General features: G+C 60.4%; 23 protein-coding genes. 10 read left to right on the top strand and 13 right to left on the bottom strand.

Translation table 11 applies throughout. The annotated features are described in order from the left end of the window. Window positions 1-44: 44 nt before the first annotated feature. From AC1Z24_RS22090 to AC1Z24_RS22060, 7 genes are all read right to left on the bottom strand, one after another. Window positions 45-422, bottom strand: a complete 378-nt coding sequence (locus AC1Z24_RS22090; RefSeq protein ID WP_483742707.1) for a Na+/H+ antiporter subunit G — start codon at window positions 420-422, stop codon at window positions 45-47. After that, window positions 419-697 carry a K+/H+ antiporter subunit F gene (locus tag AC1Z24_RS22085; protein WP_483742706.1) on the bottom strand — a complete coding sequence of 93 codons (279 nt, stop codon included), beginning with the start codon at window positions 695-697 and terminating at the stop codon, window positions 419-421. The genes AC1Z24_RS22090 and AC1Z24_RS22085 overlap by 4 nt, the downstream gene beginning before the upstream one ends. Then, the gene (locus AC1Z24_RS22080) at window positions 694-1,182 is read right to left on the bottom strand and encodes a Na+/H+ antiporter subunit E (RefSeq protein WP_483742705.1); all 489 of its coding nucleotides are present in this window, start codon (window positions 1,180-1,182) and stop codon (window positions 694-696) included. The genes AC1Z24_RS22085 and AC1Z24_RS22080 overlap by 4 nt, the downstream gene beginning before the upstream one ends. After that, complete coding sequence (locus tag AC1Z24_RS22075) at window positions 1,179-2,855, bottom strand: monovalent cation/H+ antiporter subunit D (RefSeq protein ID WP_483742704.1); 1,677 nt, start codon at window positions 2,853-2,855, stop codon at window positions 1,179-1,181. The genes AC1Z24_RS22080 and AC1Z24_RS22075 overlap by 4 nt, the downstream gene beginning before the upstream one ends. Further along, entirely contained in the window at window positions 2,852-3,196 is a 345-nt protein-coding gene (locus tag AC1Z24_RS22070; protein ID WP_259101785.1) for a Na+/H+ antiporter subunit C, read from the bottom strand. The genes AC1Z24_RS22075 and AC1Z24_RS22070 overlap by 4 nt, the downstream gene beginning before the upstream one ends. Before the next feature lie 90 nt (window positions 3,197-3,286). Further along, window positions 3,287-6,250 (bottom strand): monovalent cation/H+ antiporter subunit A, encoded by a 2,964-nt coding sequence (locus AC1Z24_RS22065; protein WP_483742703.1) that lies wholly within the window; start codon window positions 6,248-6,250, stop codon window positions 3,287-3,289. Between the two features lie 141 nt (window positions 6,251-6,391). After that, entirely contained in the window at window positions 6,392-7,324 is a 933-nt protein-coding gene (locus AC1Z24_RS22060) for a DMT family transporter (protein WP_483742702.1), read from the bottom strand. A gap of 97 nt (window positions 7,325-7,421) precedes the next feature. On the opposite strand from AC1Z24_RS22060, the gene AC1Z24_RS22055 reads away from it, so the two are divergent. Both AC1Z24_RS22055 and AC1Z24_RS22050 read left to right on the top strand, forming a co-directional pair. Further along, window positions 7,422-7,985 (top strand): helix-turn-helix domain-containing protein, encoded by a 564-nt coding sequence (locus AC1Z24_RS22055; RefSeq protein WP_483746684.1) that lies wholly within the window; start codon window positions 7,422-7,424, stop codon window positions 7,983-7,985. Window positions 7,986-8,091: 106 nt separating this feature from the next. Then, a complete protein-coding gene (locus tag AC1Z24_RS22050) occupies window positions 8,092-9,522 on the top strand; it encodes an FAD/NAD(P)-binding protein (RefSeq protein ID WP_483742701.1) in 1,431 nt (476 codons plus the stop codon). Between the two features lie 65 nt (window positions 9,523-9,587). Here the strand turns inward: AC1Z24_RS22050 and AC1Z24_RS22045 are convergent, their stop codons facing one another. Beyond that, window positions 9,588-10,688: a sigma-54 interaction domain-containing protein gene (locus tag AC1Z24_RS22045; protein ID WP_483742700.1), complete on the bottom strand. Its 1,101-nt coding sequence runs from the start codon at window positions 10,686-10,688 to the stop codon at window positions 9,588-9,590. Between the two features lie 21 nt (window positions 10,689-10,709). Beyond that, a complete protein-coding gene (gene ssuD, locus AC1Z24_RS22040) occupies window positions 10,710-11,846 on the bottom strand; it encodes an FMNH2-dependent alkanesulfonate monooxygenase (RefSeq protein ID WP_483742699.1) in 1,137 nt (378 codons plus the stop codon). Window positions 11,847-12,051: 205 nt separating this feature from the next. On the opposite strand from ssuD, the gene ttdR reads away from it, so the two are divergent. Then, on the top strand, window positions 12,052-12,966 hold the full coding sequence (gene ttdR, locus AC1Z24_RS22035) for an L-tartrate utilization transcriptional activator TtdR (RefSeq protein WP_483742698.1): 915 nt from the start codon (window positions 12,052-12,054) through the stop codon (window positions 12,964-12,966). A 93-nt stretch (window positions 12,967-13,059) separates the two neighbouring features. On the opposite strand, the gene leuD is transcribed toward ttdR, so the two are convergent. Both leuD and leuC read right to left on the bottom strand, forming a co-directional pair. Beyond that, window positions 13,060-13,674, bottom strand: a complete 615-nt coding sequence (gene leuD, locus AC1Z24_RS22030; RefSeq protein WP_483742697.1) for a 3-isopropylmalate dehydratase small subunit — start codon at window positions 13,672-13,674, stop codon at window positions 13,060-13,062. Further along, window positions 13,671-15,098: a 3-isopropylmalate dehydratase large subunit gene (gene leuC, locus AC1Z24_RS22025; RefSeq protein ID WP_483742696.1), complete on the bottom strand. Its 1,428-nt coding sequence runs from the start codon at window positions 15,096-15,098 to the stop codon at window positions 13,671-13,673. Before leuC ends, leuD begins: the two co-directional genes overlap by 4 nt. Before the next feature lie 701 nt (window positions 15,099-15,799). On the opposite strand from leuC, the gene AC1Z24_RS22020 reads away from it, so the two are divergent. Together AC1Z24_RS22020 and AC1Z24_RS22015 are read left to right on the top strand one after the other, a co-directional pair. Then, a complete protein-coding gene (locus AC1Z24_RS22020) occupies window positions 15,800-16,414 on the top strand; it encodes a hypothetical protein (RefSeq protein ID WP_483742695.1) in 615 nt (204 codons plus the stop codon). A gap of 733 nt (window positions 16,415-17,147) precedes the next feature. Further along, window positions 17,148-17,765 carry a hypothetical protein gene (locus AC1Z24_RS22015; RefSeq protein ID WP_483742694.1) on the top strand — a complete coding sequence of 206 codons (618 nt, stop codon included), beginning with the start codon at window positions 17,148-17,150 and terminating at the stop codon, window positions 17,763-17,765. Window positions 17,766-18,090: 325 nt separating this feature from the next. On the opposite strand, the gene AC1Z24_RS22010 is transcribed toward AC1Z24_RS22015, so the two are convergent. After that, window positions 18,091-19,041 carry a DMT family transporter gene (locus AC1Z24_RS22010; protein WP_483742693.1) on the bottom strand — a complete coding sequence of 317 codons (951 nt, stop codon included), beginning with the start codon at window positions 19,039-19,041 and terminating at the stop codon, window positions 18,091-18,093. A gap of 143 nt (window positions 19,042-19,184) precedes the next feature. On the opposite strand from AC1Z24_RS22010, the gene bkdR reads away from it, so the two are divergent. Beyond that, window positions 19,185-19,673 carry a Bkd operon transcriptional regulator BkdR gene (bkdR, locus tag AC1Z24_RS22005; protein ID WP_259101757.1) on the top strand — a complete coding sequence of 163 codons (489 nt, stop codon included), beginning with the start codon at window positions 19,185-19,187 and terminating at the stop codon, window positions 19,671-19,673. Between the two features lie 3 nt (window positions 19,674-19,676). Here the strand turns inward: bkdR and AC1Z24_RS22000 are convergent, their stop codons facing one another. Then, on the bottom strand, window positions 19,677-20,567 hold the full coding sequence (locus tag AC1Z24_RS22000) for a LysR family transcriptional regulator (protein ID WP_483742692.1): 891 nt from the start codon (window positions 20,565-20,567) through the stop codon (window positions 19,677-19,679). Between the two features lie 103 nt (window positions 20,568-20,670). On the opposite strand from AC1Z24_RS22000, the gene AC1Z24_RS21995 reads away from it, so the two are divergent. The 4 genes from AC1Z24_RS21995 to AC1Z24_RS21980 all read left to right on the top strand — a co-directional run bounded on the left by AC1Z24_RS21995 (window position 20,671) and on the right by AC1Z24_RS21980 (window position 25,431). Continuing rightward, a complete protein-coding gene (locus AC1Z24_RS21995) occupies window positions 20,671-21,063 on the top strand; it encodes a tautomerase family protein (RefSeq protein ID WP_483742691.1) in 393 nt (130 codons plus the stop codon). 297 nt (window positions 21,064-21,360) lie between these two features. Further along, a complete protein-coding gene (locus AC1Z24_RS21990; RefSeq protein ID WP_483742690.1) occupies window positions 21,361-21,858 on the top strand; it encodes a sigma-70 family RNA polymerase sigma factor in 498 nt (165 codons plus the stop codon). Window positions 21,859-21,889: 31 nt separating this feature from the next. Then, window positions 21,890-22,867 carry a FecR family protein gene (locus tag AC1Z24_RS21985; RefSeq protein ID WP_483742689.1) on the top strand — a complete coding sequence of 326 codons (978 nt, stop codon included), beginning with the start codon at window positions 21,890-21,892 and terminating at the stop codon, window positions 22,865-22,867. A 107-nt stretch (window positions 22,868-22,974) separates the two neighbouring features. Further along, complete coding sequence (locus tag AC1Z24_RS21980; protein WP_483742688.1) at window positions 22,975-25,431, top strand: TonB-dependent siderophore receptor; 2,457 nt, start codon at window positions 22,975-22,977, stop codon at window positions 25,429-25,431. Window positions 25,432-25,449 lie beyond the last annotated feature (18 nt).

The following is a 25,449-nucleotide window of genomic DNA, read 5'->3' as shown; positions in this document are numbered from 1 at the left end:
GGTCCCACAAATTGGTCCTACGCCGGGTGTTTGCGCATCCCGAATCAACCCCCCGCAGAATCCCCGTTCCCCCCATGACTGCTGACCTCCGGCGGCACATCGTCCCCGGACATGCGCTTGCGGAACAGTGCCGTGCGCGCGAGCAGCAGGGTGGTTACTGGCAGAGTGATGGCCAGCAGGATCGGGATCAGCCAGGCATGCAGCACCGGCGCCGACTTGAGCTCCGAGAAGAACACAATCGAGGCCAGTGCCACGCACCAGGCGCCTATCGTCGACGCCAGGGCTGGTGGGTGCATGCGCTGGAAGAAGTCCGGCAGACGCAGCAGGCCTACCGCTCCGGTCAGGGCAAACACACTACTGGCCAATACCAGCGCCGCGGTGACGATCTGCACCCACAGCGGCAGGGTTTCCAGGGCCGTCATTCGATCACCTCGCCGCGCAGCAGGAATTTGGCCAGGGCGAACGAGCCGACAAAGCCGAACAGGGCGATCAGCAGCGCCGCCTCGAAATAGGTGTCACTGGCATAACGGATGCCCAGCACCAGCATCATCAGCATGGCGATGATATACAGGTAATCCAGGGCCAGGACCCGATCCTGTGCCGATGGCCCCTTGAACAGGCGGATCAGGGTCAGGACCATCGCCAAGGCAAAGATGAACAGGCTCAGCAGGATGGCGTTTTCGAGCAGGGCGGTCATTGAAAGATCTCCAGCAACGGTCGCTCATAGGTGGTCTTGAAGTGCGCGATGAAAGCCGCTTCGTCGTCCAGATCGAATACGTGCATCAGCAGCACGCTGCGATCCAGGGCCAGCTCCGCCCAGACCGTACCGGGCACCACGGTGCAGATCATCGACAAGGCGGCCAGGCCATTGGCGTCACGCAAGTCCAAAGGCACCTGTACGAACGCCGAGCGCGGCGGCTTGCGTCCGGCGGCCCACACCTGGCGGAACACCTTCAGGTTGGAGACCACGACGTCGCGCCCCACCTGCAGGAACAAACGCACAATGGTCATGGGTTTGCCAATGCGTACCGGCAACGGCCGCAAGGGCGCCATCAGCAACGGCGCGAGGACGCCGAACAGGATCGCCAGCAGCCAGTTGCCCAGGCTCATGGACAGGTTGAGCAGCAACCACAGCAAGATCAGCGCCACACTCAGCCACGGCGCGGGGAACAGACGCTTCATGGCTGTGGCTCCTGTGCCGTCGATGGATTGGGTACCGGGCGTGCAGCCATCACCGAGAAAATGTACTGCTGCGGGTCATGCAGTGCATTGGCGGTGTCACGGGTGTAGTGCAACAACGGTTCGGCCTTGAAGGTCAGGGCAATGCACAGGCCCAGCAGGATCACCACGGGCAGGCATTCGTAGGTGCGCAGGATCGGCGAGGGTCGTTCGCTCGGAGTCCAGAAACGCTGGATGCCGATGCGCGAGAAGGCCAGCAGCGACGCGAGGCCGGAGAAGATCAGCAGGCCGATCAACGCCCAACTGCTGCCGCGTACCGGCTCATCCTGAGCCACGTCCAGGCCCAGGGGATTGAGCAGGGCGCTGAGCAGGCTCAGCTTGCCGATGAATCCCGACAGCGGCGGCATGCCGATGATCAGCAGCGCACAGGCAATAAAGCTCAGGCCGAGGAACGCCATGGTGCGCGGGATGACCTTGCCGACCACGACTTTCTGCTCGTCATCGAGGTTGCTGCCCACCGGTGGATGCAGGGAGCCCAGGTTGCGCGGCAGCAGGTCGGCGTCGTCGTCGAGTGCAATCTCGTTGGCCGAGCGTGAGCGTTCGATCAGCTCGGCCAGGAGGAACATGGCACTCAAGGCCAGGGTCGAGCTGACCAGATAGAACAATGCCCCGGCGGTCAGGCTCGGCTGGGCGAAACCGATAGCCGCCACGAGGATCCCGGCCGAGACCAGAATACTCAGGCTGGCCATGCGTTCCAGGCGTTGTGCGGCGATGATCGACACGGCGGCAATAAACAGCGTGACCAGGCCCGCGTAGGTCAGCCAGTCACCGCCAAACAGCGCCGAGGCCCCGGCCTGGGCCGAGAACAGCAGGGTCCACAGGCGCAGCACGGTGTAGATGCCGACCTTGGTCATGATCGCGAACAGCGCTGCCACCGGCGCACTGGCCGCCGAATAGGCCGGGACCAGCCAGAAGTTCAGTGGCCAGATGCCGGCCTTGGCCAGAAACGCCACGGCGAGAATCGCCGCGCCGGCATGCAACAGGCCCAGGTCGGCTTCGGGCACATGGGGGATCTTCAGCGCCAGGTCGGCCAGGTTGAGGGTGCCGGTCACACCGTAGATCAGCGCGGCGCCGATCAGGAACAGCGACGAGGCCAGCAGGTTAATGGCGATGTAATGCAGGCCTGCCGATACGCGCGCGCGGCCGGAACCATGCAACATCAGGCCATAAGACGCCGCCAGCAGCACCTCGAAGAACACGAACAGGTTGAACAGGTCGGCGGTGAGGAAGGCGCCATACAGGCCCATCAGCTGAATCTGGAACAGCGCATGGAAGCTCGCCCCGGCACCGTGCCAGCGGGCCAGGGCAAACAGCAGGGCGCAGAAGGCGATGATCCCGGTCAGCACCAGCATCAGCGCCGACAGATGATCCACCACCAACACGATGCCGTAGGGCGCCTGCCAGTTGCCCGGCAGATAGATACCGAAGGAGCCGCTGCTGCCGGTCTGCTGCACCCAACTGAACAGCACCACGGCAATCACCAGACCGAGCAGGGTCGAAGCCAGATTCAACCAGCCCTTGAGGGTGCGGTGTTTCTCGCCGAGCCAGAGCATGATCGCCGCAGTCAGGGGCGGCAGCAGGATCGGCGCGATGATCAGTGAGTCGATACCCGTCATTGGCGCGGCTCCTTGCCGTCGACATGGTCGGTGCCGGTCAGCCCCCGTGACGCCAGCAGCAGGACCAGGAACAGCGCGGTCATGGCGAAGCTGATGACAATGGCGGTGAGCACCAGTGCCTGGGGCAGCGGGTCGGTGTAGTGCAACAGGTTCTGCGGCACGCCGTCCTTGATGATCGGCTCACGGCCGATAAACAGGCTGCCCATGCTGAAAATGAACAGGTTGACGCTGTAGGACAGCAGGCACAGGCCCATTACCACCTGAAAAGTCCGCGGGCGCAGGATCAGCCAGACCCCGGACGCGGCCAGGGCACCGATGGCTATTGCGATGACTTCTTCCATTAGAGATCCCTCACTTTCTGGCTGGGCCTGTGGGAGCGAGGCTTGCCCGCGAAATTGACGACGCGATCTTTCTGTTGCTCCGGGTAAGTTTCATTCGCGGGCAAACCTCGCTCCAACGGGAGATCCGGGCGTTCCGGGTTCATCCGGCTTGGCCGCAATGGGCTTGGGCAGCGCCGTCGGCCGATGGCTACGCACCGACTGGTGAGCGAGAGCGGTGAGGATCAACAGGGTCGAGCCCACCACTACGGCATACACACCGATATCGAAGAACAGCGCGCTCGCTACGTGAATCTCGCCCAGCAGCGGCAGGGTCAGGTGGGCGGTGTGGGTGGTCAGGAACGGGTAGCCCATCAGCATCGCGCCAAGGCCGGTAAACAGGGCGAACAGCAGCCCGGTGCCCATCCAGCGCAGCGGGCGCAGGCTCATTTTGGCTTCGACCCACTGGGTTCCGGCGACCATGTATTGCAGGATGAACGCCACCGACATTACCAGGCCAGCGACGAAACCACCGCCGGGCTGGTTATGGCCGCGCATGAACAGGTACATCGACACCACCAACGCAATCGGCAACAGCAGGCGGACCAATACGGCGGGTACCATCATGAAGCCCAGGGCGGTATCGCTGGCGCTGCGCGGGTTGACCAGGTCGGTGACCACGTCCTTGGCCAGCAGGCGTTGCTGGGCAGGCAGGGCGATGCTCTCCCGGGGCGGACGGAAGCGGCGCAGCAGGGCGAATACGGTCAGGGCCACGGCTGCCAGTACGGTGACTTCGCCGAAGGTATCGAAACCGCGGAAGTCCACCAGCATCACGTTGACCACGTTGCTGCCGCCGCCTTCGGGCAGGGCGCGGCTCAGGTAGAACGAAGAAATGATATTGGGCGTGGCCCGGGTCAGCATGGCGTAGGACAACAGGGCCATGCCGCCGCCGACCAGAGCCGACAGCGCCAGGTCGCGGACGCGGCGCGTGCGGGCATTGAGGCGGCTGCTGATCGTTGGCGCCACCTCTTCGTTGCGTCGCGGCAGCCAACGCAGGCCGAGCAGAATCAGCACCGTGGTAACCACTTCCACTACCAGTTGGGTCAGGGCCAGATCCGGCGCAGAGAACCAGACGAAAGTCACGCAGGTCATCAGGCCGCACACGCCGACCATGATCAGGGCAGCCAGGCGGTGATACTTACCTTGCCAGGCCGCACCCAGAGCGCAGGCAATCGCGATCAGCCACAGGCAGACGAACACCCCGGAGCCGGGGATCTTCGGCCGCTCGCCCCAGGTCAGGCCGCTGAAATACATGGGAATGAAACCGGCGACGAGCGCGGCAAATACCATCATGAACAGCTGCGGTTGCAGGCGGCGCGTAGTGACCTGACGTTCGAAGCCCCGGGCCACGCGCGTCATGATCACCAGACTGCGCTCGAACAGGCGCTTGCCATTAAGACGCGAAACCAGTGGCGGCCCGGCAAAGCGTTCTCGCTTCATGGGTCTGCGCAGCAGCAGGAATAGCAGGATGCCGCCGCCCATGGCGATCAGGCTCATGATCATCGGCGCGTTCCAGCCATGCCAGATGGCCAGGCTGTACTCGGGCAGGGTGCCGCCGACTACCGGTTGCGCAGCGGTGGCCAGCAGCGGGCCGACTGCCTGCGCCGGAAAGATGCCGACGATCAGGCAGACCAACACCAGCAGCTCGACCGGCGCTCGCATCCAGCGCGGTGGCTCATGGGGCGTGTGGGGCAGGTTGCTCGGCTTGAGGCCGAAGAACACGTCCACAGTAAAGCGCAGGGAGTAGGCGACGCTGAAGGTCCCGGCCACTGTCGCGATGATTGGCAGGGCTATTTCGACCCAGGCGGTGGCCGAGATGAACACGGTTTCGGCGAAGAACATCTCCTTGGACAGGAAGCCGTTGAGCAGTGGCACCCCGGCCATGGAGGCGCTGGCGACCATGGCCAGGGTCGCGGTGTAGGGCATCAGCCGGATCAGGCCGCTGAGACGGCGGATATCCCGGGTGCCGCTTTCATGGTCGATGATCCCGGCGGCCATGAACAGCGACGCCTTGAAGGTCGCATGGTTGAGGATATGAAACACCGCAGCGACGGCCGCCAGGGGGCTGTTGAGGCCCAGCAGCAGGGTGATCAGGCCCAGGTGGCTGATGGTGGAGTAGGCGAGCAGACCCTTGAGGTCGTTCTGGAAAATGGCCGAGTAGGCCCCGAGCAACAAGGTACAGGCCCCGGCGCCACCGACGATCCAGAACCATTGTTCACTGCCGGACAGCACCGGCCAGAAGCGCGCCAGCAGGAATACTCCGGCCTTGACCATGGTCGCCGAGTGCAAATAGGCCGAGACCGGTGTCGGCGCGGCCATGGCGTGGGGCAGCCAGAACTGGAAGGGGAATTGCGCGCTTTTGCTCAGCGCGCCGATCAGGATCAGGGTCAGCAGCAGGGGATACAGGGCGTGACTGCGAATCGCCTCGCCAGAGGCCAGCACCCGATCCAGATCATAGCTGCCGACCACATGGCCCAGCAGCATCACCCCGACCAGCAGCGCCAGGCCGCCTGCGCCGGTGACCATCAACGCCATGTAGGCGCCGCGGCGGGCATCGGAGCGGTGATGCCAATAACCGATCAGCAGGAAGGAGAAAACGCTGGTCAATTCCCAGAAAAATACGATCTGGATCAGGTTGCCGGACAGTACAAGGCCGAGCATGGCGCCCATGAAGGCGAGGAAAAAGGCAAAGAAGCGCGGCACCGGATCGTCCGGCGACATGTAGTAACGGGCGTACAGCGAGACCAGGGTGCCGATACCCAGCACCAGCATCGAGAACAGCCAGGCAAAGCCATCCAGGCGCAGGACGAAATTCAGGCCCAGGCTCGGCAGCCAGAAGAACTCTTCACGGAGCACGCCGCCATGGGCGACTTGCGGATACCACAAGGCCATCTGAATGGTGCCGACCAGGGCAATCACCCCGGCCAGGATGGATTCGGCATTACGCGCATTGTGTGGCAAAAAGGCTGCCAGACAGCTGCCAATGAATGGCAAAAGCAGTAGAACTATCAGGGACATAGGCTTCTAGTCTGCGGGGAAATGGCAAGAATCATACGTGCCATGGCGTAGATAGCCCAACGCCATGGCTCGGATATTTCCTACAAAAAGTGTCAGGGGCAGACTAGTACTCTACACAACAATGCCGAAGCGGCCGGTGTTTCAGTCCGCTTCACCGGTGGCTTTGAGCGGATCTTCCTCGGCTTCGACGACCTTGTTGCGTCCTTTCATCTCACTGACGATCACGCCTGCGACAATCAGTGCCGCGCCCAGCAGGGCGATGCCTGGCAGACGTTCACCGGCCAGGCGCCCGACAATCCCGGCCCAGACCGGTTCGCCCGCATAGATCACGGTGGCGCGGGTCGGCGAAACGGTTTTCTGCGCCCAGTTCATCGCCACCTGGATCACCGCGCTCATGGCGCCCAGGCCGATGGCGATAAACAGCAATTGCCCGGAAAAATCCGGCAATCGCTCGCCGGTCGGGCCGACCATGAGGAAGGCCAGCACCGACGCGGTGGCCAGTTGCACCACGGTGACCCGCCGCACATCGACCTTGCCCGCGTATGCACCGATCAGGATGATTTCCGCAGCGATGGCAACGGCGCTGACCACCGTGGCGATTTCCCCGGAACTGAACTGCAGGGACGCACCGTTGGGCCCGGACAACAGCATCAGCCCGGTAAACGCCAGGGCGATGCCGATACTGGGCATCAAGCCCGGACGCCGGCCCAGCACCAGCCATTGCAGCAGCGGCACAAAGGGTACATACAGGGCCGTGATAAACGCCGATTGGCTACTGGGGATGGTTTGCAGGCCCACGGTCTGCAAGCCATAGCCCAGCATGATGGCGGCGCCGATGGCGACTCCTGCCTTGAACTCGGCGAGCGTCAGGTCGCCCAGGGTCTTCATGGAAAACAGCCCGACAAAAATCGCCGCCGCCGCAAAGCGCAGGCCGACGAAGAACATCGGACCGCTGATGGTCATGGCATGCTGCACTATCAAAAAGGTGCCGCCCCAGAGCACTGTGATAAAGATCAGCACGGCTTCCGCTTTGCTGATCCGGGGCAAAAAGGCGTTGGTTTTCACGGTGTTCATCGGCTTGGGCCTTGCATGGGCAGTACGCGCGACGCAGAATGCGCCAAAAAGTGGGCAGTATACTGCGCAACCCATATTGATGAGCAATACAGTGATAGTGCACAAAGAAAATTCACAACGCGCTCCGGTCCTGCAGCATGTCAGCCTCAATGTGCGCCGCCTGCGCAATGCCGCTGACCTGAGCCAGACAGCCCTGGCGGAAAAGTCCGGGGTCAGCCGACGCATGCTGGTAGCCATTGAGGCCGGGGAAACCAACGTCAGCCTGGCGACCCTCGACCGCGTGGCCGAGGCGCTGGAAGTGGCTTTCAGTGATTTGATCCAGGCCCCGGAAGCCAGCGATCACAGCCGCATCAATGAAGTAGCCTGGGCAGGTGTGTCGCCGGGGAGCAAGGCGGTATTGCTGTCCAAGGCGGTGGCGCGTCGGGAAGTGGAGATGTGGGAGTTTTCCCTGGAACCGGGGGAGGCCTATAGCTCCGAAGCCGACCCCGAGGGCTGGAGCGAGCAGATTTACGTATTTACCGGTTGCCTGCATATCGAGCTGGCCGAGCAGATCCGCGAGGTCGGCGCGGGCGAGTTCTTCATGTTCCCCAGCAACCAGCCCCATGCCTTTCGCAACAACGGCCAGATCGTCGTGCGCTTTGTGCGCAATATCGTGCTGTAAGCCTCATGCCAAAAAGATAGGGGCTTAGTACTTTCAGAGAGTTGTTGAACTACATTAATCCCCTCAGCATTGCTGCCCTGTTCATCGCCTGGGAAAGGCCCTGTTAATGACTTTGAATGACGCTTCGTCCGCGCTTGTTGATGTCCTGATCGTTGGCGGAGGCCTGAGCGGCACTCTGCTGGCGGTGCAACTGCTGCGTCTGCCCGGTCGGCGGCGCATCGTCATTGTCGAATCGCGCAGCGAGCTGGGCCGGGGCGAGGCCTACAGCGCCACGGAACTGGGTCATACCCTCAATGGCAATGCCGCGCGCATGAGCGTCGATCCCGATAACGCCGATGACCTCACCCAATGGCTGGGCGAATTTATCGCCGCCGGTGGCTGGCCCGAGTCGGACGAGCAGCACCTGCCGGTGGCTGAGCTATTTCCGCCGCGGGGCATCTTTGGCCTGTATGTGCAACAGCGCCTGGCCGAAGCCCGGGCGGTCGGTGCGCAGCACGGTTCCACTGTCGAGCATGTGCGCGGTGAAGTGGTGGATCTTGAAACCCATACCGGTCATGTCGATCTGCGCCTGGCTGATGGCGCGGCGTTGCAAGGCCAGGTCGCGGTACTGGCCACCGGTATGTACGCCGCCGCGCGCACGCCGCAGCGTCAGTCCAGTGGGCTGAATGCCGCTTCTGTCGACCCCTGGGATGTCGCTGCCATGCGCCGTCTCGACCCCCAGGGGCGGGTGCTGATCATTGGCTCCGGGCTGACCATGGTCGATGCCGTGGTGTCCCTGCAACAGGCCGGGCATCGCGGGCCGATCAATGTCTATTCCCGTCATGGCCTGCTGCCCCATGTGCGTCGGCAGCCGCCGGCCTGGAGCGATTTCCTCGGCCAGGACCTGAGCATCCGCAGCACCCGACAACTGCTGCGCAAGGTTCGCGAACAGTGCGAGCTGGCTATCGAAAGCGGTATCGACTGGCAGGCACCCCTGGACACCGTGCGTGCCCATATCGGCCGCCTGTGGAGCCAGGCCACGGATGTGCAGCGCCGTCAGTTCGTGCGCCATGTGCGCCCCTGGTGGGAAAGCCATCATCACCGTTCGCCGCCGACCAGCGCGGTGGTCCTGGCCCGGCAGGTCGAGCAGGGCCGCCTGACCATCGAAGCGGCCTCATTGCAGGGCGTGGAAGCCCTGCCATCCGGGCAGTTGCAGATTCGCCTGCGTTATCGCGGCGAAACGCAGCCGAGCACGGTGATCGGTGATGCCTTGATCAATTCCAGCGGTATCGAATACGACTGGCGCCGGGTTGACCGGCCCTTGCCTCGGCAACTCTTGGCCCGGGGCTTGATTCAGCCCGGTCCGCTGGCGCTGGGGATTGCCGCTGATGCGGGTGGCGCGGTGCTCGATGCCCAGGGCCAGGCCGCAACCCGATTGTTTGCCATGGGCCCGCCTTTGCGCGGCATGTGGTGGGAGAGCACGGCGGTGACTGACGTTGCCAGCCAGGCCAAGGCCCTGGCGGCGCGGTTGGCCGGGGCGATGTGGGACCGGCTTTAGCCGGGAATACGCCTTCCCGGCTAAAGCCGGTCCCACAGAAGCAGCTTGAATTCAGTCGATGACGCTCAAACCGACAACTGCAATGCCCGATCACCCTGCAGATTTTCGCCCGGACGGCGCTTGTTCACCCTCAGTTCGCCGATCCTGATCAGGTGGCTGCGGATGATATTGCGGCTCAGGCCCAGCAGGTTGGCGGTATGCACCTGATTACCATGGCTGAAGCGGTAGGCGGCGCGCAGCAGGCTGTCCTCGACCTTTTCGTGGAGGGCGCCGGCCTGTTCTTCGAACAGTTGCTCAAAGGCTCGGGTCAACAGGGTTTCGGCGCTCTCATCGACGGCAGGCAAGGGGTCGCTGCGCTCGATGCGAAGTTGCGATAAATGCAGGTCGTCGGGGCGAATCAGTTTGTCCCGGCACACCAGCAGCGTGTGATGGATCACATTCTCCAGTTCGCGAATATTGCCCGGCCAGCCGTAGTCCTTGAGCCGTGCTTCGGCGTCGACGCTCAACGCGACGGCGCCGTAACCCAGGCGCTGGCTGTAGCGTTCGATGAAATGCCGGGCCAGGGGCAGGATATCGCCGGGCCGTTCGCGCAGCGGGGCCAGGGGCAGGTTGACCACGCTCAGGCGATAATACAGGTCCTCGCGAAAGTGCCCGGCATTGATCGCCTGTTCCAGCTGCACATTGGTCGCCGCCAGCACACGCACGTCGATGGCGATGCTCTTGCGCGAGCCCAGCCGCACCACTTCACGCTCCTGCAACACGCGCAGCAGCTTGACCTGGGTGGCCATGGGCAGGTCGCCGATCTCATCGAGAAACAGCGTGCCGCCATTAGCTGCCTCGAACCAGCCAGCCTTGGCCTGGGTGGCGCCGGTAAAGGCGCCTTTTTCGTGACCGAACAATTCGGCCTCGACCAGGGACTGGGCAAAGGCGCCGCAATTCACCGCCACGAACGGCTGGTCACGGCGCTCACTCAGGGCATGGATATGCCGGGCCATCAGTTCCTTGCCGGTGCCGGTCTCGCCGATGATCAACACACTGGCGTCGCTCGGCGCCACGCGCTGGACGTGGGCGAGCAAGGCCTGTGAGTGCGGGTCTTCGAAGACCTGGGCCGTGGCCCTGATCGACGTCGCCAGCGCAGGCGAGGGGGCGAGGGTCAATAGCGACATAAGCGTTTCCCTTTCAGCGGATCACTTCTGCGGCGGCAGATCGTTGGCGATCATTTCGCCGAACGGTCCGGTCAGGTTGGTGATGCCGCGCCCGGCCAGGCTAGCGTAGGGCTCAGGCAGCAAGGGGAAGACCAGTTCGGCGAAGCGGTAGGCCTCTTCCAGATGCGGGTAGCCGGAGAAGATAAAGCTCTCGATGCCCAGGTCCGCGTATTCCTTGATTCGCGCGGCGACTTCTTCAGGATTGCCCACCAGTGCCGTGCCCGCGCCACCGCGCACCAGCCCGACGCCGGCCCACAGGTTCGGGGCGATTTCCAGGTTGTCGCGGCGACCGTCGTGCAGTGCAGCCATGCGTCGCTGGCCTTCGGAATCGAAACGCGAAAAAGACTTCTGCGCCGCAGCAATGGTTTCGTCGCTGATTTGCTCGATCAGGGTGTTGGCGGCTTTCCAGGCTTCTTCGCTGGTTTCGCGCACGATCACATGCAGGCGGATGCCGAACTTCACCGTGCGGCCTTTGCGGGCAGCCCGTTCGCGCACATCGGCGAGCTTCTGCGCCACGGCGGCCGGAGGCTCGCCCCAGGTCAGGTAAACGTCTACCTGATCGGCGGCCAGGTCGTGAGCGGCCTCGGACGAACCACCGAAATACAGCGGCGGGTAGGGCTTCTGGATCGGCGGATAGAGCGCCTTGGCATTCTGCACTTGCAGGTGTTTACCTTCGAAATCGACGGCTTCGCCTTGCAGCACCCGACGCCAGATCTGCAGGAATTCATCGGTGACTTCGTAGCGCTGGCTATGGTCGAGGAAGATGCCGTCGCCGCGGTTCTCGTCGGGATCGCCGCCGGTCACCACGTTGATCAGCAGACGCCCGCCGGACAGGCGGTCCAGGGTCGCGGCCATGCGCGCCGAAACGGTCGGGGAAATAATGCCGGGACGGATCGCCACCAGATATTTCAGGCGTTCGGTCAGGGGCACCAGGGCCGAAGCGATGACCCAGGAGTCTTCGCAGGAACGACCGGTGGGAATCAGCACGCCGTAGTAGCCAAGGTCGTCAGCGGCCTGGGCCACTTGCTTGAGATAGTTCAGGGTAACCGGGCGCGCGCCTTTGCTGGTGCCGAGAAAGTGGCCGTCGCCGTGGGTGGGGAGAAACCAGAAAACGTTCATCGCAGATCCTTTGGGCTGTCCAAGTCGTGTTGCTGGAGCAACAGTTTTAAATCCTGGGACCCGTTATAAAGGCTTCGATTTATTCCGTAAAAGAACCTTAATCCATATTTTTAGATCGATAGCGAATATGCGCCAGGTAAAACCCGACTTGGCCAAATGCTATCCTGCGTCACCGGTTTAGCCCTCCCTACAAGAAAGACACTGCATGACCTCCAAGAAAGAAGCTGCGCCCTTGCCCGAGGATTTGCGGGTATTCCTGACCGTGATCCGCAAGGCGGGTTTCGCTGCGGCAGCGGACGAATTGGGCCTTTCGCCAGCCTACGTCAGCAAACGCATCCAGATTCTGGAAAGCACCTTGAGTACGCGGCTTTTGCACCGTACCAGTCGACGTGTGGCCCTCACCGAAGACGGCGAGCGGGTGCAGCGCTGGGCGGTGCGGATTCTTGAGGACTTCCAGTTGCTGCACGACGAACTTTCCGAAGCCCACGCCGCGCCCCGTGGCCGGCTGCACCTGTGCAGCTCGTTCGGTTTCGGCCGCAATCACGTCGCCCCTGCGGTGTCGAAACTGGCCGAGCTGTATCCGGATCTGGAAATACGTCTCGACCTGTTCGATCGTGTGGTGGATATCGTCAACGAGGGCTTCGACCTGGAAATTCGTGTCGGCGATGACATTCCCGGTCAGCACATAGGCCGCCAGTTGGTGAGCAATCGCCGGATTCTTTGTGCGGCCCCGGACTACCTGCAACGGCGCGGCACGCCTCAGGCCCTGAGGGAACTCGAGCAGCACGATTGCCTGGTGCTCAAGGAGCGCGACAACGCCTTCGGCATCTGGCAGATGGAGTGCGGTGATCAGCACGACAGCGTGCGGGTGCGTGGGCCGCTGTCATCCAACAGTGGCGAGATTGTCCTGCAATGGGCGCTGGACGGCCGCGGCGTGCTGCTGCGTTCGATGTGGGACGTCAAACCGCTGTTGGAACAAGGCCGACTGGTGCAGATCCTGCCGGACTACACCCAGAGCGCCAACGTCTGGGCGGTGTACCCGACGCGTCTGGCCAACTCCGGGAAGCTGCGGGTGTGTGTGGAGTTTTTGCAGGAGCATTTTCGGCGATTGTCGCTTTGAACGCGCAAATCATGTGGGACCGGCTTTAGCCGGGAAGACGCCTTCCCGGCTAAAGCCGGTCCCACAGTAGCTCATGGATCCGGAGGGCGACTCTCAGCTCAACCAGGGATTAGCCTGCAAGTGCCGCTGCTCGAACTCGCGAATCTGCGCACTGCGCTGCAAGGTGCTGCCAATGGCATCCAGGCCTTGCAACAGCGCGTCTTTGCGTAACGCATCGATCTGGAAAGGCACGGCACGGCCATCGTGCAGGCGAATTTCCTGGGCAGGCAGGTCGATTTCGATCTGTGCGCCTTCGGCCTCGCTTACGGTGCGCCCCAGTTCCTGTACCTGCTGCGCGTCCAGGGTGATCAGCAATACGCCGTTACGCTGGCAGTTATCGTAGAAAATCCCGGCGAAGCTGCTGCCGATCAGCGCGCGGATGCCCATCTGCTTGAGGCCCCACACCGCGTGCTCGCGGCTCGAGCCGCAGCCGAAGTTGGGCCCGACCACCATGAAACTCGCGCCCTGCCAGCCGGGCTGGTTAAGGATGAATTGCGGGTTGGGCTCGCCTGAGGGCAGGAAACGCAGGTCGAAAAACAGGCCCCGGTCCAGGCCGGCGCGGTCGATGCCCTTGAGGAACTGCTTGGGCATGATCACGTCAGTGTCGATATTGGCCGCCAGCATCGGCGCGGCCTTGCCGCTGACTTGGGTAAAAGGTTGCAGGCTCATGGCTGGATGCTCTCCTGGAAGTGACGGACATCGGTCAAGTGCCCTGTTATCGCGGCGGCGGCGACCATCGCCGGGCTCATCAGGTGCGTGCGCGCCCCGGCGCCCTGGCGGCCTTCGAAGTTGCGGTTGGTGCTGGAGGCGCAGCGGTCGCCGGGGGCGAGTACGTCGTCGTTCATCGCCAGGCACATGGAGCAGCCGGACTGGCGCCATTCAAAGCCGGCGTCGCGAAAGATCGTCGCCAGGCCCTCGGCCTCAGCCTGATCCCGCACCGCCGTGGAGCCGGGCACGATCATCGCCCGTACGCCATCTGCCACTTGCTTGCCGCTGACCACCCGTGCGGCATCGCGCAAATCTTCGATCCGGGCATTGGTGCAGGAGCCGATAAAGGCATGGCTGATACGGATTTCGCTCAGCGGCAGACCGGCCTGCAAGCCCATGTAGTCGAGGGCGCGGCGCATGTCCTGGCGCAGGATCGGGTCGTCGATGGTGGCCGGGTCCGGCACACGCTCGCCGATGGCTGAGGCCTGGTCCGGGCTGGTGCCCCAGGTGACCATCGGTTGCAGATCGCGGGTATCCAGATGCACTTCCTGATCGAACCGGGCGCCGGGGTCGCTGCGCAGCTCGCGCCAGACCGCCACGGCCTGCTCCCAGAGCTCGCCCTTTGGCGCGCGAGGCTTGTCCTTGAGGTAGGCGAAGACTTTGTCATCCGGGGCCATAAAGGCGCCACGGGCACCGGCTTCCACGGCCATGTTGCAGATGGTCATGCGCGCCTCGACGCTCAGGGCATCGATGGTCGAACCGGTGAATTCGATGGCATAACCCGTGGCTCCTGACGCGCCGATGCGACCGATCAGGGCCATGATCACGTCCTTGGACGTCAGGCCGTGGGCCAGGCTGCCTTCGACGGTCACGCGCATGCTTTTCAGGCGCTTGTAGACCAGGGTCTGGGAGGCCAAGAGATGTTCGATTTCCGAGGTGCCGATACCAAAGCCAAAGGCGCCCAAAGCGCCATAAGTGGTGGTGTGGCTATCGCCTGCAGCAATCACCATGCCCGGCAGGATAAAGCCCTGCTCAGGGGCGATTACGTGTTCGATACCTTGGCGCTTGTCGAGTACATCGAACAGCTCGATGCCGAATTTCTCGCAGTTCTGCCCCAGGTACGACACCTGCAACGCGCCCCCGGCATCGGCCATGGCCGCGACCCGTTGCGGCGTCGTCGGGTTGACATGATCGACCACCGCCAGCGCCGTCTCCGGCCGCCACACCTCGCGCCCGGCCTCGCGCAGTCCGCTGAAGGCCTGGGGGCTGGTGTATTCGTTGATGACCTGGCGGTCGATATACAGCAGCGCATGGCCCTGATCATCGAGCTGCGCCACGGTGTGCGAGTCGATGTGCTTGTCGTAGAGGGTTCTTGTTTTGGTCATGGCAACGCTCGCAGATAAATTCACAGGCTTGGTGAAGCATCTTAGGCGCGAGGCGCAAGCCATCAATGGCGGGACAGTGATGGCATGGGTCATGGATCGTGTTTTGATGGGGACAACGCCTGAATAAAAACGGGCATCAGGCGAAATCAATAGTGAGCTGGTTTGCTGACGATGATCGCATTAGGGCGTTGCCTGCCTAACCGTTCGGGTGTGTTTCTTATCGATTTGTATTTACAGGCGTAGTAATTATCTGAATGTCGGGTGCTTTTTTTAGCTTGGGTGTAGTGAGTTGTAGTGCTCGGTGTCAATATAATGTTTTGTGATAAAAAGAAACATATTGCTATATTCACATTTTCTAGCAAGTTCTCTAGCATGTCGATCCTCTTAAGGGAACGATAAAATGCCTGCTTGTTTACGCTGAAAAGCAATTTATTGAAAGACTTTGCTATATCCGTTGATGCGATCAGAGCGGTTTCTTATAAGATGAATGGTGTTGAGGTTGAGTCATTCTGTTCTATGGTATTAGAAGTGGGCTGTGTTTCGCCGAACGTACTTTGAAGCGACGAATAGCTTACTGCAGTGAGACCTGTTTGCTTACGCTGTTTCCAATTTTTACTTGTGCCCCAAGCGATAGTTAAATCTTTGGTTTTCGATTTGGCCTGGATGCACAGTCGTTAGAGAAATACTCGAGAGATATAAATATGAATAGTAAGCCTGGTTTTCATTTAGTCAAAGGTAAGGCAGCTGGACCTGATATCGCCGAGTCAGTTACGGAGGACTTTTCGTCCTTCGCGGTTGAAACCAGATTTGAGCCGGATGTCTACACCCCCACTCCGCACAACATGTACATTCGCGTCCATCATGGCGCGGGGCCGAATTATCTTCCAGATGCACATATCACCTCTATCGGAAGGCAGCATGCTATAGCTATGCAACTTGGAGCCCTTGTTGCCTCCGAGGGACCTGATTCTTCGCTGCAAACAAACTATATCGTGTTTGATTTCCCGTCTGGAGTGACGCGTCAAATCGATTACTTATGGATCACGCTTAACATTGCCTTTGAAGATGTGCTCTTAATCATGCAGTCGACATATTTTGATCCCGATAAACCGCTGCCGGAAATTCCTGGCGAAAGGCAAGATGCGTTTGAGACAAAGAAAGGAGATATGATCTATGGCCTCGCGCTGCAGGGGCTGCAAACATTGGTATCTCTAAAGATATCGGTGTATACCCGCCTTGAAGCTGAAGGGTACCCTACTGAGTTGCCAATCATAATTAAAGAGGTTTCTTGGCGCTTTGCTGATGGAAATAAGTGATACCAGCTGCGTTGATGGTTTGAGTGAGTATTTTACAATTACCCGTCGTTTATTCACAGGCTTGGTGAAGCATCTTAGGCGCGAGGCGCGGGCCATCAATGGCGGGACAGTGATGGCATGGGGCATGGATTGTGTTTGATGGGGCAATGCCTGAATAAAAACGGGCATCAGGCGAAATCAATAGGGAGCTGGTTTGCTGGCGATGATCGCATTGGGGCGTTGCCTGCCTAACCGTTCGGGTGTGTTTCTTATAGATTTGTATTTACAGGCGTAGTAATTATCTGAATGTCGGGTGCTCTTTTTCAGTTTCGTTATAGTGCGCTGTAGTGTTGGGTGTCAATATTATGTTTTGTGATAAAAAGAAACATATTGCTATATTCACATTGTCTAGTAAGGTCTCTAGCATGGCGATCCTCTTAAGTGGGCGATAAAATGCCTGCTTGTTTACGCTGGAAAGCAATTTATTGAAAGACTTTGCTATATCCGTTGATGCGGTCAGAGCGGTTTCTTATAAGATGAATGGTGTTGAGGTTGAGTCATTCTGTTCTATGGTATTAGAAGTGGGCTGTGTTTCGCTGAACGTACTTTAAAGCGGCGAATAGCTTACTGCAGTGAGACCTTTTGCTTACGCTGTTTCCAAATTTGACTTGTACCCCCAAGCGATAGTTAAAACTTTGGTTTTCGATTTGGCCTGGATGCACAGTCGTTAGAAAAATACTCGAGAGATATAGATATGAATAGTAATCCTGGTTTTCATTTAATCAAAGGTAAGGCAGCTGGACCTGATATCGCCGAGTTAATTACGGAGGACTTTTCGTCCTTCGCGGTTGAAACCAGATTTGAGCCAGATGTCTATACCCCCACTCCGCACAACATGTACATTCGCGTCCATAATGGCGCGGGGCCGGATTATCTTCCAGACGCACATATCACCTCTATCGGAGGGCAGCATCATGCTATAGCCATGCTACTTGGCGCCCTTATTATACCAGAGGGGGATGATTTATCGCTGAACACAAACTATATAGTGTTTGATTTCCCGTCTGGAGTGACGCGTCAAATCGATTACTCCAGGATTACTCTTAATGCTGGCTTTAAGGGTGCATGGTTATATATACAGTCGACTTTTTTTGATCCCGATAAACCACTGCCGGATATCCCTGGGATAAGGTATGATAGTGTTAAGACAGTGAAAGGGGACTCGACGTACGGTATCGAATTGCAAGGGCGCCAAACATTGGTGTCGCTAAGGATATTTCTGACTACCCGTAATGAAACTAACGGGTACCCTAACGAATTGCCAATCACCATTAAAGAAGTTGCGTGGCGTTTTGCTGATGGGGGAAAGTGATATTAGCCGCGTTGACGGCTTGAGTGCGTGTTTTACAAATACTCATCGCTGAAAATTTGAGCGCCCCCAAAAAACTCGGTGGGCGCTTTTGCTAGTGGAATTGCCAATATATGAAAATACTATCACCCCAGTCTTGTCGTCCCATATCAACTATGATCACCACAGAACGCTTCTGTTCGCACAAACTCAACACACCCCTGTTCGTCACCACAGGCATTTATTGGCCCGTCTGTACAACCTGAAACCCATCACCTGCACAGGTTCTAACGGTATCCCGAAAAGCCCCGGTTCGTATGAAACGCTTGAATCTAAGCTATATGGCTCATCAAGCTTCTGAGGCACGCCCCTTGATCGTCACAATCAAAATCCCCCCGACAATCGCCAGCACCCCCACCAGCAATGGCCTGGTCAAGGTCTCGCCAAGAAACATCACCGACATCACCAACCCGACTACCGGCACGCCGAGCATGGCCGAGGACATGCTGGTGGTGGACAGCCACATGCTGGCGGCATTCACCGCACAGAAGCAGAAAGCCGTGGCCACGGGGCCGACGAACAGGGCGACTTCCCAGAGGGTGCGGGAGTTATCGCCAGTGAAGGGGCCTTCGATGATCCACGCCATGATCGTCAGGGGCACGCTGGCCACAAGCATCTGCCACGGCGCCAACTGGTAGGCGCTGGAGCTGCCCTTGTAGTAACGCAGATGCAGGATGCACAAGGCCCAGCAGAATGAGGCGGCGAGGAGCATGAGGTTGGCTTTGATCAGGGTCCGGTTGTCCCAGTCCAGGGTCAGCGGGTTGAGTAACACGCCCACGCCGATCACTCCGAGCAAGGTGCCGATCAACAGGCGGGCGGACAGGCGCTCGCCAAAGAACAGCAAGGCCGCCGGGGTCACCCATAAGGGCGTGGTGTAGGCCAGTACGGCCGAGCGGCCGGCCGGGATCTGGGTCATGGCGATGGCGCCGAGCACGGTAAATGCCAGCATTTGCAACAGGCCGACACTGGCAATCAATGGCCAGTCGCGACGGGACGGTAACCTTAAGGTGCCGGTCACTCCTTGCAGGACGAACAGGCATACCGCGCCAAGGACGAAGCGGGTGGCGGAAAACCAGATCGGCGTGATGTGGGCCAGGCCGGTTTTCATCACCGGCCAGTTGGCGCCCCAGATGACGATGGCCGCCAGCAACAGCGCGATACCCTTGGCCTGGGGCGACAGCAGGCCGCCGCGTCGGGTCGGTGTATCGAGGGTGCTGCAATCGGGGCCGTAATCCGCCATGGCGATTCTCCGGGTACAAAGGCTTCAAGGTGGAAAAATGTTAACCCTGCGTCCGGAGATTTATTTTCTCTTGTTACTTGTTGTTGCGCTCGTTTGGAGATATTTATTCTCTTTAAAATAAATATATAAGAGTATTTATCTTTATGCGAAAGCTTGACCGAATCGATATCGGCATTCTCAATCGCTTGCAGGAGAATGCCCGCATTACCAACGCCGAGCTGGCCAAGAGCGTCAACCTGTCGCCTACGCCCTGTTTCAACCGGGTCAAGGCCATGGAAGAACTCGGCCTGATCCGCCAGCAAGTCACCCTGCTGGCGCCTGCGGTGTTGGGCCTGCACGTCAATGTGTTTATCCATGTCAGCCTGGAGAAGCAGGTCGAAGATGCGCTGCATCGCTTCGAGGAGGCGATCAGCGAGCGCCCGGAAGTCATGGAGTGCTACCTGATGACCGGCGATGCCGATTACCTGCTGCGGGTACTGGTGCCGAATATTCAGGCGCTGGAAGGATTCATCCTCAACCACCTGACGAAAATTCCCGGCGTAGCCAATATCCGTTCCAGCTTTGCCCTCAAACAGGTGCGCTACAAGACCGCGCTGCCGTTGCCGGCCAATGGCTTGACGATCGGGCTTTGAAGCTTATGGAAAGCCGTCTGACACCTGCTGGATCAACAGCTCATTGGCCTGGCGCAGATTGCCCGGCCTGAGGGAGTGAGCCACCCAGATATCGACTTGCAGGGCAAAATCCCTCACCTCGACAATGGCCAGTTGGTCCTGCAGCGGGCTTTCCTGTAACAGCTTCTTCGGCAACAAACCCAGGCCCAGCCCGGCGGCGATCATGCGCATCTGTATGGCCGCGCCGTGGGTGTCGATGCCCAGGCGCAGCTTCTGGCCGCGACCGCCCATGGCCGCTTCCAGTGCCGCGCGGTAACCGCAGCCCCTGGGGTTGAGAATCCATTCCCGGCACGACAGGCTGTTGATATCGCTCGCTGAGTCGACGATGGGATGTTGCCTGCTCTGCACCACGACAATCTCCAGTGTGGTGATCAGTTTTCCCGCCAACCCCTCGGGAAGCTGGCTCGGCGCAGGCAGCAGCAGGGTTGCGGCGTCGAGTTCGCCGCGGCTGATCATCAGCTCAAGCTCCGAGCTCCAGTGAGTCACCAGTTGCATTTCCAACTCAGCAAAGGCCTGACGAATCCGCGTGACGGCATCGAACACCACCACATCGGCCACCACTTGGGTAAACCCCACACGAAAGCGCCCGCTGGGCGTCGCTGACTCCTGAGGAATACTCAGCAGATGATTGGCGTCGCGCAGCAGGGTCACGGCGTGTTCGTAGATCCGATAGCCCATGGCCGTCGGCACGGGAGGGCGGCTGCTACGATCGAACAGGCTGGCATTCAGCGATTCCTCCAGATGCTGCAGGCGTCGGGACACGGCCGACTGGGTCAGGCACAGCTTCTCGGCCGCCTTGGTCAGGGACGCGCAATCGATGACTGCGACAAATGCCTTCAGGTCTTCAAATAGCATGCTAAATACTCATTTAGTTTCTGAAAATTATGCGTTTGATGAATTCTACGCCTAGGCCTAGGGTAGACCCAGCACCCAACCCATTATCAAAGAGGATCAGCACATGCCCTTAGCCCGAGTCGACGTCGCCGCTGGCACCAGCCCGCAAACCGTCGCCGCGATCAGCGAAGTGATCTACGACGCCATGGTCAACACCGCCAACGTTCCGGCTCACGACAAATTCCAGGTCATCAACCGCCATGCTGCGGACGAACTGGTCTATCCGGCCGAAGGCTATCTGGGCATCAACTACACGCCTGGCATCGTCTTCATTCAGATCACCTGGAATGCGGGGCGCACGGTCGAGGTGAAGAAGGCGTTCTATAAGGCTGTCGCCGAGGGGATCCATGCCCGCACCGGGCTGCGCAAGGAAGATGTCTGGATCAGCCTGATCGATGTGAAGCGTGAGGATTGGTCGTTTGGCAATGGCGAGATGCAGTACGCGCCGGTGGAGTGAGTTGTGCCTGATGTAAGGCAATAAAGGCGGTTTGTAGGAGCTGCCGAAGGCTGCGAAGACGGTGGGTCCGATCGATCCATTCGCAGCCTTGACTCGTAGGAGCGAGGCTTGCCCGCGAAGGCGGTGTATCCGGTTCAGGTAATGCCGCAGATGTCCCGGCCTCATCGCGGGCAAGCCCGGCGCCCACACAATCTTGTTCCAATTCGCTAAGGCGGATTGTGAGAACAATGAATAGTTTGCACGAGCTAATGGGAAGCATTACTATTCGCGCCCTTCGCCCCCGTCCAGCACACCGCCATGACTCTCAAGCTGCCAGGCAGTAAAGGCTTTCTTGATCATTATGAGGAGCTCATTGGCACATGGACCCGTCGTCTGAAGAATCGTCATCAGGCTGAAGACCTGACCCACGATGCCTTTGTCCGCGTGCTGGAGTCCGACTGCGAGGCCGAGCAGCCTCGCGCCTATCTGCATCAGACGGCGCGCAATATCGCGGTGGATACCTGGCGGCGTGAAGACCGGAGGGCCTTGCTGGAGCTGGAGGCCGATGAGTATTGCGTCCCGCAGGCGGGGGATCCGGAGGCGTTCATGCATGCCATCCAGCTGGCCGATTCCATCGAGCGCGCCCTGGCCGAGTTGCCCCTCAATTGCCGCAAGGTATTCATCTGGCAGAAGCTCGAAGGTCTGACCCAGCAGGAAATCGCCGAGCGCATGGGTCTGAGCAAGAACATGGTGGAAAAGTATATGATCCGCACCCTTCGACATTTGCGTGATCGACTGGACGTCGCCAAGCCATGACCGCCCACATCCTTTCAAGCCGGATTCAGCCATGACCACGGATCGTGATTGCGCCGACACCGTGCGCGATGAGGCGGCCGCCTGGTTTGCCCTGACCAGTGATCGGCCCCTTGATGCCGGGGAGCAGGCGCGCTTTGACGAATGGCTGGCCCGGAGTCCGCGGCACGTCGAGGAATACCGTGCGTTGCAACAGATCTGGGGCGCGGCTGATCAGCTGTCGAAAGAGCGCCTGCAGGCCCTGCTGCGCGAGGATGCTCCAACCTCCTTGCCGCGTAAAAGCGCCGTATTGCGCTACGCCGTGGCGGCCAGTGTGGCCGCGGTGGCTATCAGCGCGGCATTGTGGTTTGGCCTCAATACCGCCAACGACTACAGCGGCCAGTTCGCCACGGCCTTCGACGAGCGCAAGCAGGTGACGTTGCCGGACGGCTCAGTGGTGGAGCTCAACTCCCGCACGCGCATGGATGTGCATTTCGTCCGTGGGCAGCGCCAGGTCCTGCTCAGCGAAGGCGAAGCCATGTTCAGTGTGCAGCACGACCCGTCCCGGCCGTTCGTGGTCGAGGCGGGCAAGGGCAGGGTGACAGTGACGGGCACCCGTTTCGACGTGCGCCGCGACCCGGCCCAGACCCTGATCGCGGTGGAGTCGGGCACAGTCAAGGTCAATGGTACGGACAGCCAGGGCGAGAGCGTCGTACTCACCGCTGGCCTGGGGGCCCGTGTCGATGGCAGCGGTCGGGTGTCGCCTGCCAGTGCTGTGAATACGGCTGCGATCATTGCCTGGCGTACCGGCAAGCTGGTGTTCAACGATGCGCCTTTGAGCGAAGTGGTTGAGGAAGTCTCACGCTATCGCCAGCGACCGTTGTTGGTGGCCAGTGGCAAGACTGCCAGTCTGCGCCTGACCAGTGTCTTCAAGGCAGATGACACGGATGCTCTATTACGGGCCTTGCCGAGCATTCTGCCGGTGACGGTGCGGACCCTCGGGGATGGCAGCCAGGAAATAATTTCACGTTAGATTCAGGTTTTTTTTCAGTTCTTCGTCTTCTTGTCCAACTGCGACTGGTTTGCATTACAGCGCGCAGACAAAGCTCCGACTCTGGACCTCTCAGGACACTATCCGACGTGAATAACAACCAACCTGCCGCCCCTCATTCATTACCCACCGCGCCTTCGCGCTGGTTGCCGCTGTTACTGGCGATTGCCGTGGCCAGCGCTGCGGGCGTGGCCCAGGCTGCTGATGCGCCGATGGTCATTCATATTCAGTCTCAGCCTCTGGGCGCCGCCTTGAGCCAACTGGCGCAGCAGGCTTCACTGCAATTGTTCTTCAGCCCCGAGCTGGTGGCAGGCAAGCAGGCGCCCGCTGTGGACGGCAATCTGTCGGCGGAGCAGGCCCTGCGCGCGTTGCTCAAGGGCAGTGGCCTGGAGTACGAAATTTCCGCCGATACCGTGATCCTGCAACCCACAGGCAGCAGCGCCAGCACCACGCCGGGCAGCCTGGAAATCGCCGCCACTGACGTCAAGGTCGTGGGTGACTGGCTTGGCGATGCCGATCAGGCCGTGGTGCAGAATCATCCGGGTGCGCGCACCGTGGTGCGCCGGGAGAATATGGTCGAGCATGCGGCCACCACCGTTGGTGATGTGCTGCGTCGGGTCCCCGGCGTGCAGGTGCAGGAGAACAACGGCACCGGTGGCAGCGATATTTCACTCAACGTCGGCGTGCGCGGCCTGACCTCGCGCCTGTCGCCGCGCTCCACGGTGTTGATCGACGGCGTGCCGGCGGCCTTTGCGCCCTATGGCCAGCCGCAGCTGTCCATGGCGCCGATTGCCGTGGGTAACCTCGACAGCATCGACGTCGTCCGCGGCGCCGGTTCCGTGCGCTATGGGCCACAGAACGTCGGCGGGGTGATCAACTTCGTCACCCGGGCTATTCCCAAGGACCTGAGCGGCGAAGTCAGCACCACCCTGGAGTCAAGCCGCTACGGCGGCGTGAAAAATATGGAGACCGGCTTTATCGGCGGCACCCTGGACAACGGTCTGGGCGCGGCCTTGCTCTACTCGAAAGTGGGCGGCGACGGTTATCGCGAAAGCAACAATCACAACGACATCAACGACGTGCTGTTCAAGACCCATTGGGCGCTGACGGACGATGACGATCTGTCGGTCAATTTCCACTACTACGACGCCACTGCTGACATGCCCGGCGGCCTGACCCAGAAGCAGTTCGACGCCAATCCGTATCAGTCGGTGCGCGATTACGACAACTTCACCGGGCGGCGCAAGGATGTGTCGATCAAGTACAAACGGCAGATCGACGAGTCGACCCAGTTCGAAGTGCTGACCTACTACTCCGACAGTTTTCGCGGCAGCAACATTGCTGCGCGCAACCTGTTGACCGAGGGCTCGTTCCCGCGCAGCTATCACACCTTCGGCATCGAGCCGCGGGTGTCCCATGTATTCGACCTTGGCCCGACCACCCAGGAAGCCAGCCTCGGTGTGCGCTATCTCAAGGAAGCCATGCATGAGCAGGCCAGGCAGTTGGCTCTGGTCAATAACGTGCTGACCCCGACCAAGGCTTCCGATGGCCATGTCTACCAGGACCGTACCGGCGGCACCGAGGCCACGGCGGTATATCTGGACGACAAGATCGATATCGGCAAATGGACCATCACCCCGGGCATCCGCTTTGAAAGCATCGATACCCACTGGCACGAGCGCGCCGTCATGGGCCTGAACAACGTGCCGGTCACGGCCAAGGACCGCAGCGTCAATGAAAACGAGCCGCTGCCGGCCTTGAGCGTGATGTATCACCTGTCCGATAACTGGAAGCTGTTCGCCAACTACGAAACCTCCTTCGGCAGCCTGCAATACTTCCAGGTCGCCCAGGGCGGCAGCGGCAACAACACCGCCAACGGCCTGCAGCCGGAGAAGGCCAAGACCTACGAGATCGGCACCCGTTTCGACAATGGCATCTGGGGCGGCGAGCTGACGGCGTTCTACATCGACTTCGCCGACGAGCTGCAATACGTCAGTAACGACGTGGGCTGGACCAACCTCGGCGCAACCCGTCACGAAGGCATCGAGTCGTCGGTGCACTACGACCTCGGCAACCTCGACTCACGCTTGCATGGGCTGACCGCCAACGCCGGTTTCACCTACACCAGCGCCACCTCCCAGGGTGACATTCCCGGCTTCAAGGGGCGCGACCTGCCGTTCTACTCGCGCCAGGTGGGCACCGTGGGGCTGCGTTATGAAGTCAATCGCTGGACCTGGAACCTCGACGGCTACGCCCAGTCACAACAACGCGCACCCGGCACCGGCAGCAACGCCGATGGCAGCTTCAACGGCAACTACATCACCACTCCGACCGCCGACGGCCAGTACGGCAACATTCCCGGCTACATGACCTGGAACGTGCGCGGCGGCTATGACTTCGGCAAGCAGCTGTCCAACCTGAAACTGGGCGCCGGGGTGAAAAACCTCTTCGACCACCAGTACTTCACCCGCTCCAGCGACAACAACGCCGGCATCTACCTGGGCCAGCCACGCACGTACTTTGTGCAGGCCAGCGTTGGGTTCTGATGGTGTAACTGACTGAAC

It is taken from the genome of Pseudomonas sp. JL23 (genome assembly GCF_056933585.1).
This window is presented reverse-complemented; position numbering and strand designations above follow the sequence as displayed.

What these genes read in the sequence shown, in the direction of transcription:
- AC1Z24_RS22090 (WP_483742707.1), bottom strand. Translation starts at nt 422, where the DNA reads ATGACGGCCCTGGAAACCCTGCCGCTGTGGGTGCAGATCGTCACCGCG.
- AC1Z24_RS22060 (WP_483742702.1), bottom strand. Translation starts at nt 7,324, where the DNA reads ATGAACACCGTGAAAACCAACGCCTTTTTGCCCCGGATCAGCAAAGCG.
- AC1Z24_RS22085 (WP_483742706.1), bottom strand. Translation starts at nt 697, where the DNA reads ATGACCGCCCTGCTCGAAAACGCCATCCTGCTGAGCCTGTTCATCTTT.
- AC1Z24_RS22050 (WP_483742701.1), top strand. Translation starts at nt 8,092, where the DNA reads ATGACTTTGAATGACGCTTCGTCCGCGCTTGTTGATGTCCTGATCGTT.
- AC1Z24_RS22015 (WP_483742694.1), top strand. Translation starts at nt 17,148, where the DNA reads ATGAATAGTAATCCTGGTTTTCATTTAATCAAAGGTAAGGCAGCTGGA.
- AC1Z24_RS22045 (WP_483742700.1), bottom strand. Translation starts at nt 10,688, where the DNA reads ATGTCGCTATTGACCCTCGCCCCCTCGCCTGCGCTGGCGACGTCGATC.
- AC1Z24_RS22020 (WP_483742695.1), top strand. Translation starts at nt 15,800, where the DNA reads ATGAATAGTAAGCCTGGTTTTCATTTAGTCAAAGGTAAGGCAGCTGGA.
- AC1Z24_RS22075 (WP_483742704.1), bottom strand. Translation starts at nt 2,855, where the DNA reads ATGACGGGTATCGACTCACTGATCATCGCGCCGATCCTGCTGCCGCCC.
- AC1Z24_RS22080 (WP_483742705.1), bottom strand. Translation starts at nt 1,182, where the DNA reads ATGAAGCGTCTGTTCCCCGCGCCGTGGCTGAGTGTGGCGCTGATCTTG.
- AC1Z24_RS21985 (WP_483742689.1), top strand. Translation starts at nt 21,890, where the DNA reads ATGACCACGGATCGTGATTGCGCCGACACCGTGCGCGATGAGGCGGCC.
- AC1Z24_RS21995 (WP_483742691.1), top strand. Translation starts at nt 20,671, where the DNA reads ATGCCCTTAGCCCGAGTCGACGTCGCCGCTGGCACCAGCCCGCAAACC.
- ssuD (WP_483742699.1), bottom strand. Translation starts at nt 11,846, where the DNA reads ATGAACGTTTTCTGGTTTCTCCCCACCCACGGCGACGGCCACTTTCTC.
- leuC (WP_483742696.1), bottom strand. Translation starts at nt 15,098, where the DNA reads ATGACCAAAACAAGAACCCTCTACGACAAGCACATCGACTCGCACACC.
- leuD (WP_483742697.1), bottom strand. Translation starts at nt 13,674, where the DNA reads ATGAGCCTGCAACCTTTTACCCAAGTCAGCGGCAAGGCCGCGCCGATG.
- AC1Z24_RS22000 (WP_483742692.1), bottom strand. Translation starts at nt 20,567, where the DNA reads ATGCTATTTGAAGACCTGAAGGCATTTGTCGCAGTCATCGATTGCGCG.
- bkdR (WP_259101757.1), top strand. Translation starts at nt 19,185, where the DNA reads ATGCGAAAGCTTGACCGAATCGATATCGGCATTCTCAATCGCTTGCAG.
- ttdR (WP_483742698.1), top strand. Translation starts at nt 12,052, where the DNA reads ATGACCTCCAAGAAAGAAGCTGCGCCCTTGCCCGAGGATTTGCGGGTA.
- AC1Z24_RS21990 (WP_483742690.1), top strand. Translation starts at nt 21,361, where the DNA reads ATGACTCTCAAGCTGCCAGGCAGTAAAGGCTTTCTTGATCATTATGAG.
- AC1Z24_RS22070 (WP_259101785.1), bottom strand. Translation starts at nt 3,196, where the DNA reads ATGGAAGAAGTCATCGCAATAGCCATCGGTGCCCTGGCCGCGTCCGGG.
- AC1Z24_RS22010 (WP_483742693.1), bottom strand. Translation starts at nt 19,041, where the DNA reads ATGGCGGATTACGGCCCCGATTGCAGCACCCTCGATACACCGACCCGA.
- AC1Z24_RS22065 (WP_483742703.1), bottom strand. Translation starts at nt 6,250, where the DNA reads ATGTCCCTGATAGTTCTACTGCTTTTGCCATTCATTGGCAGCTGTCTG.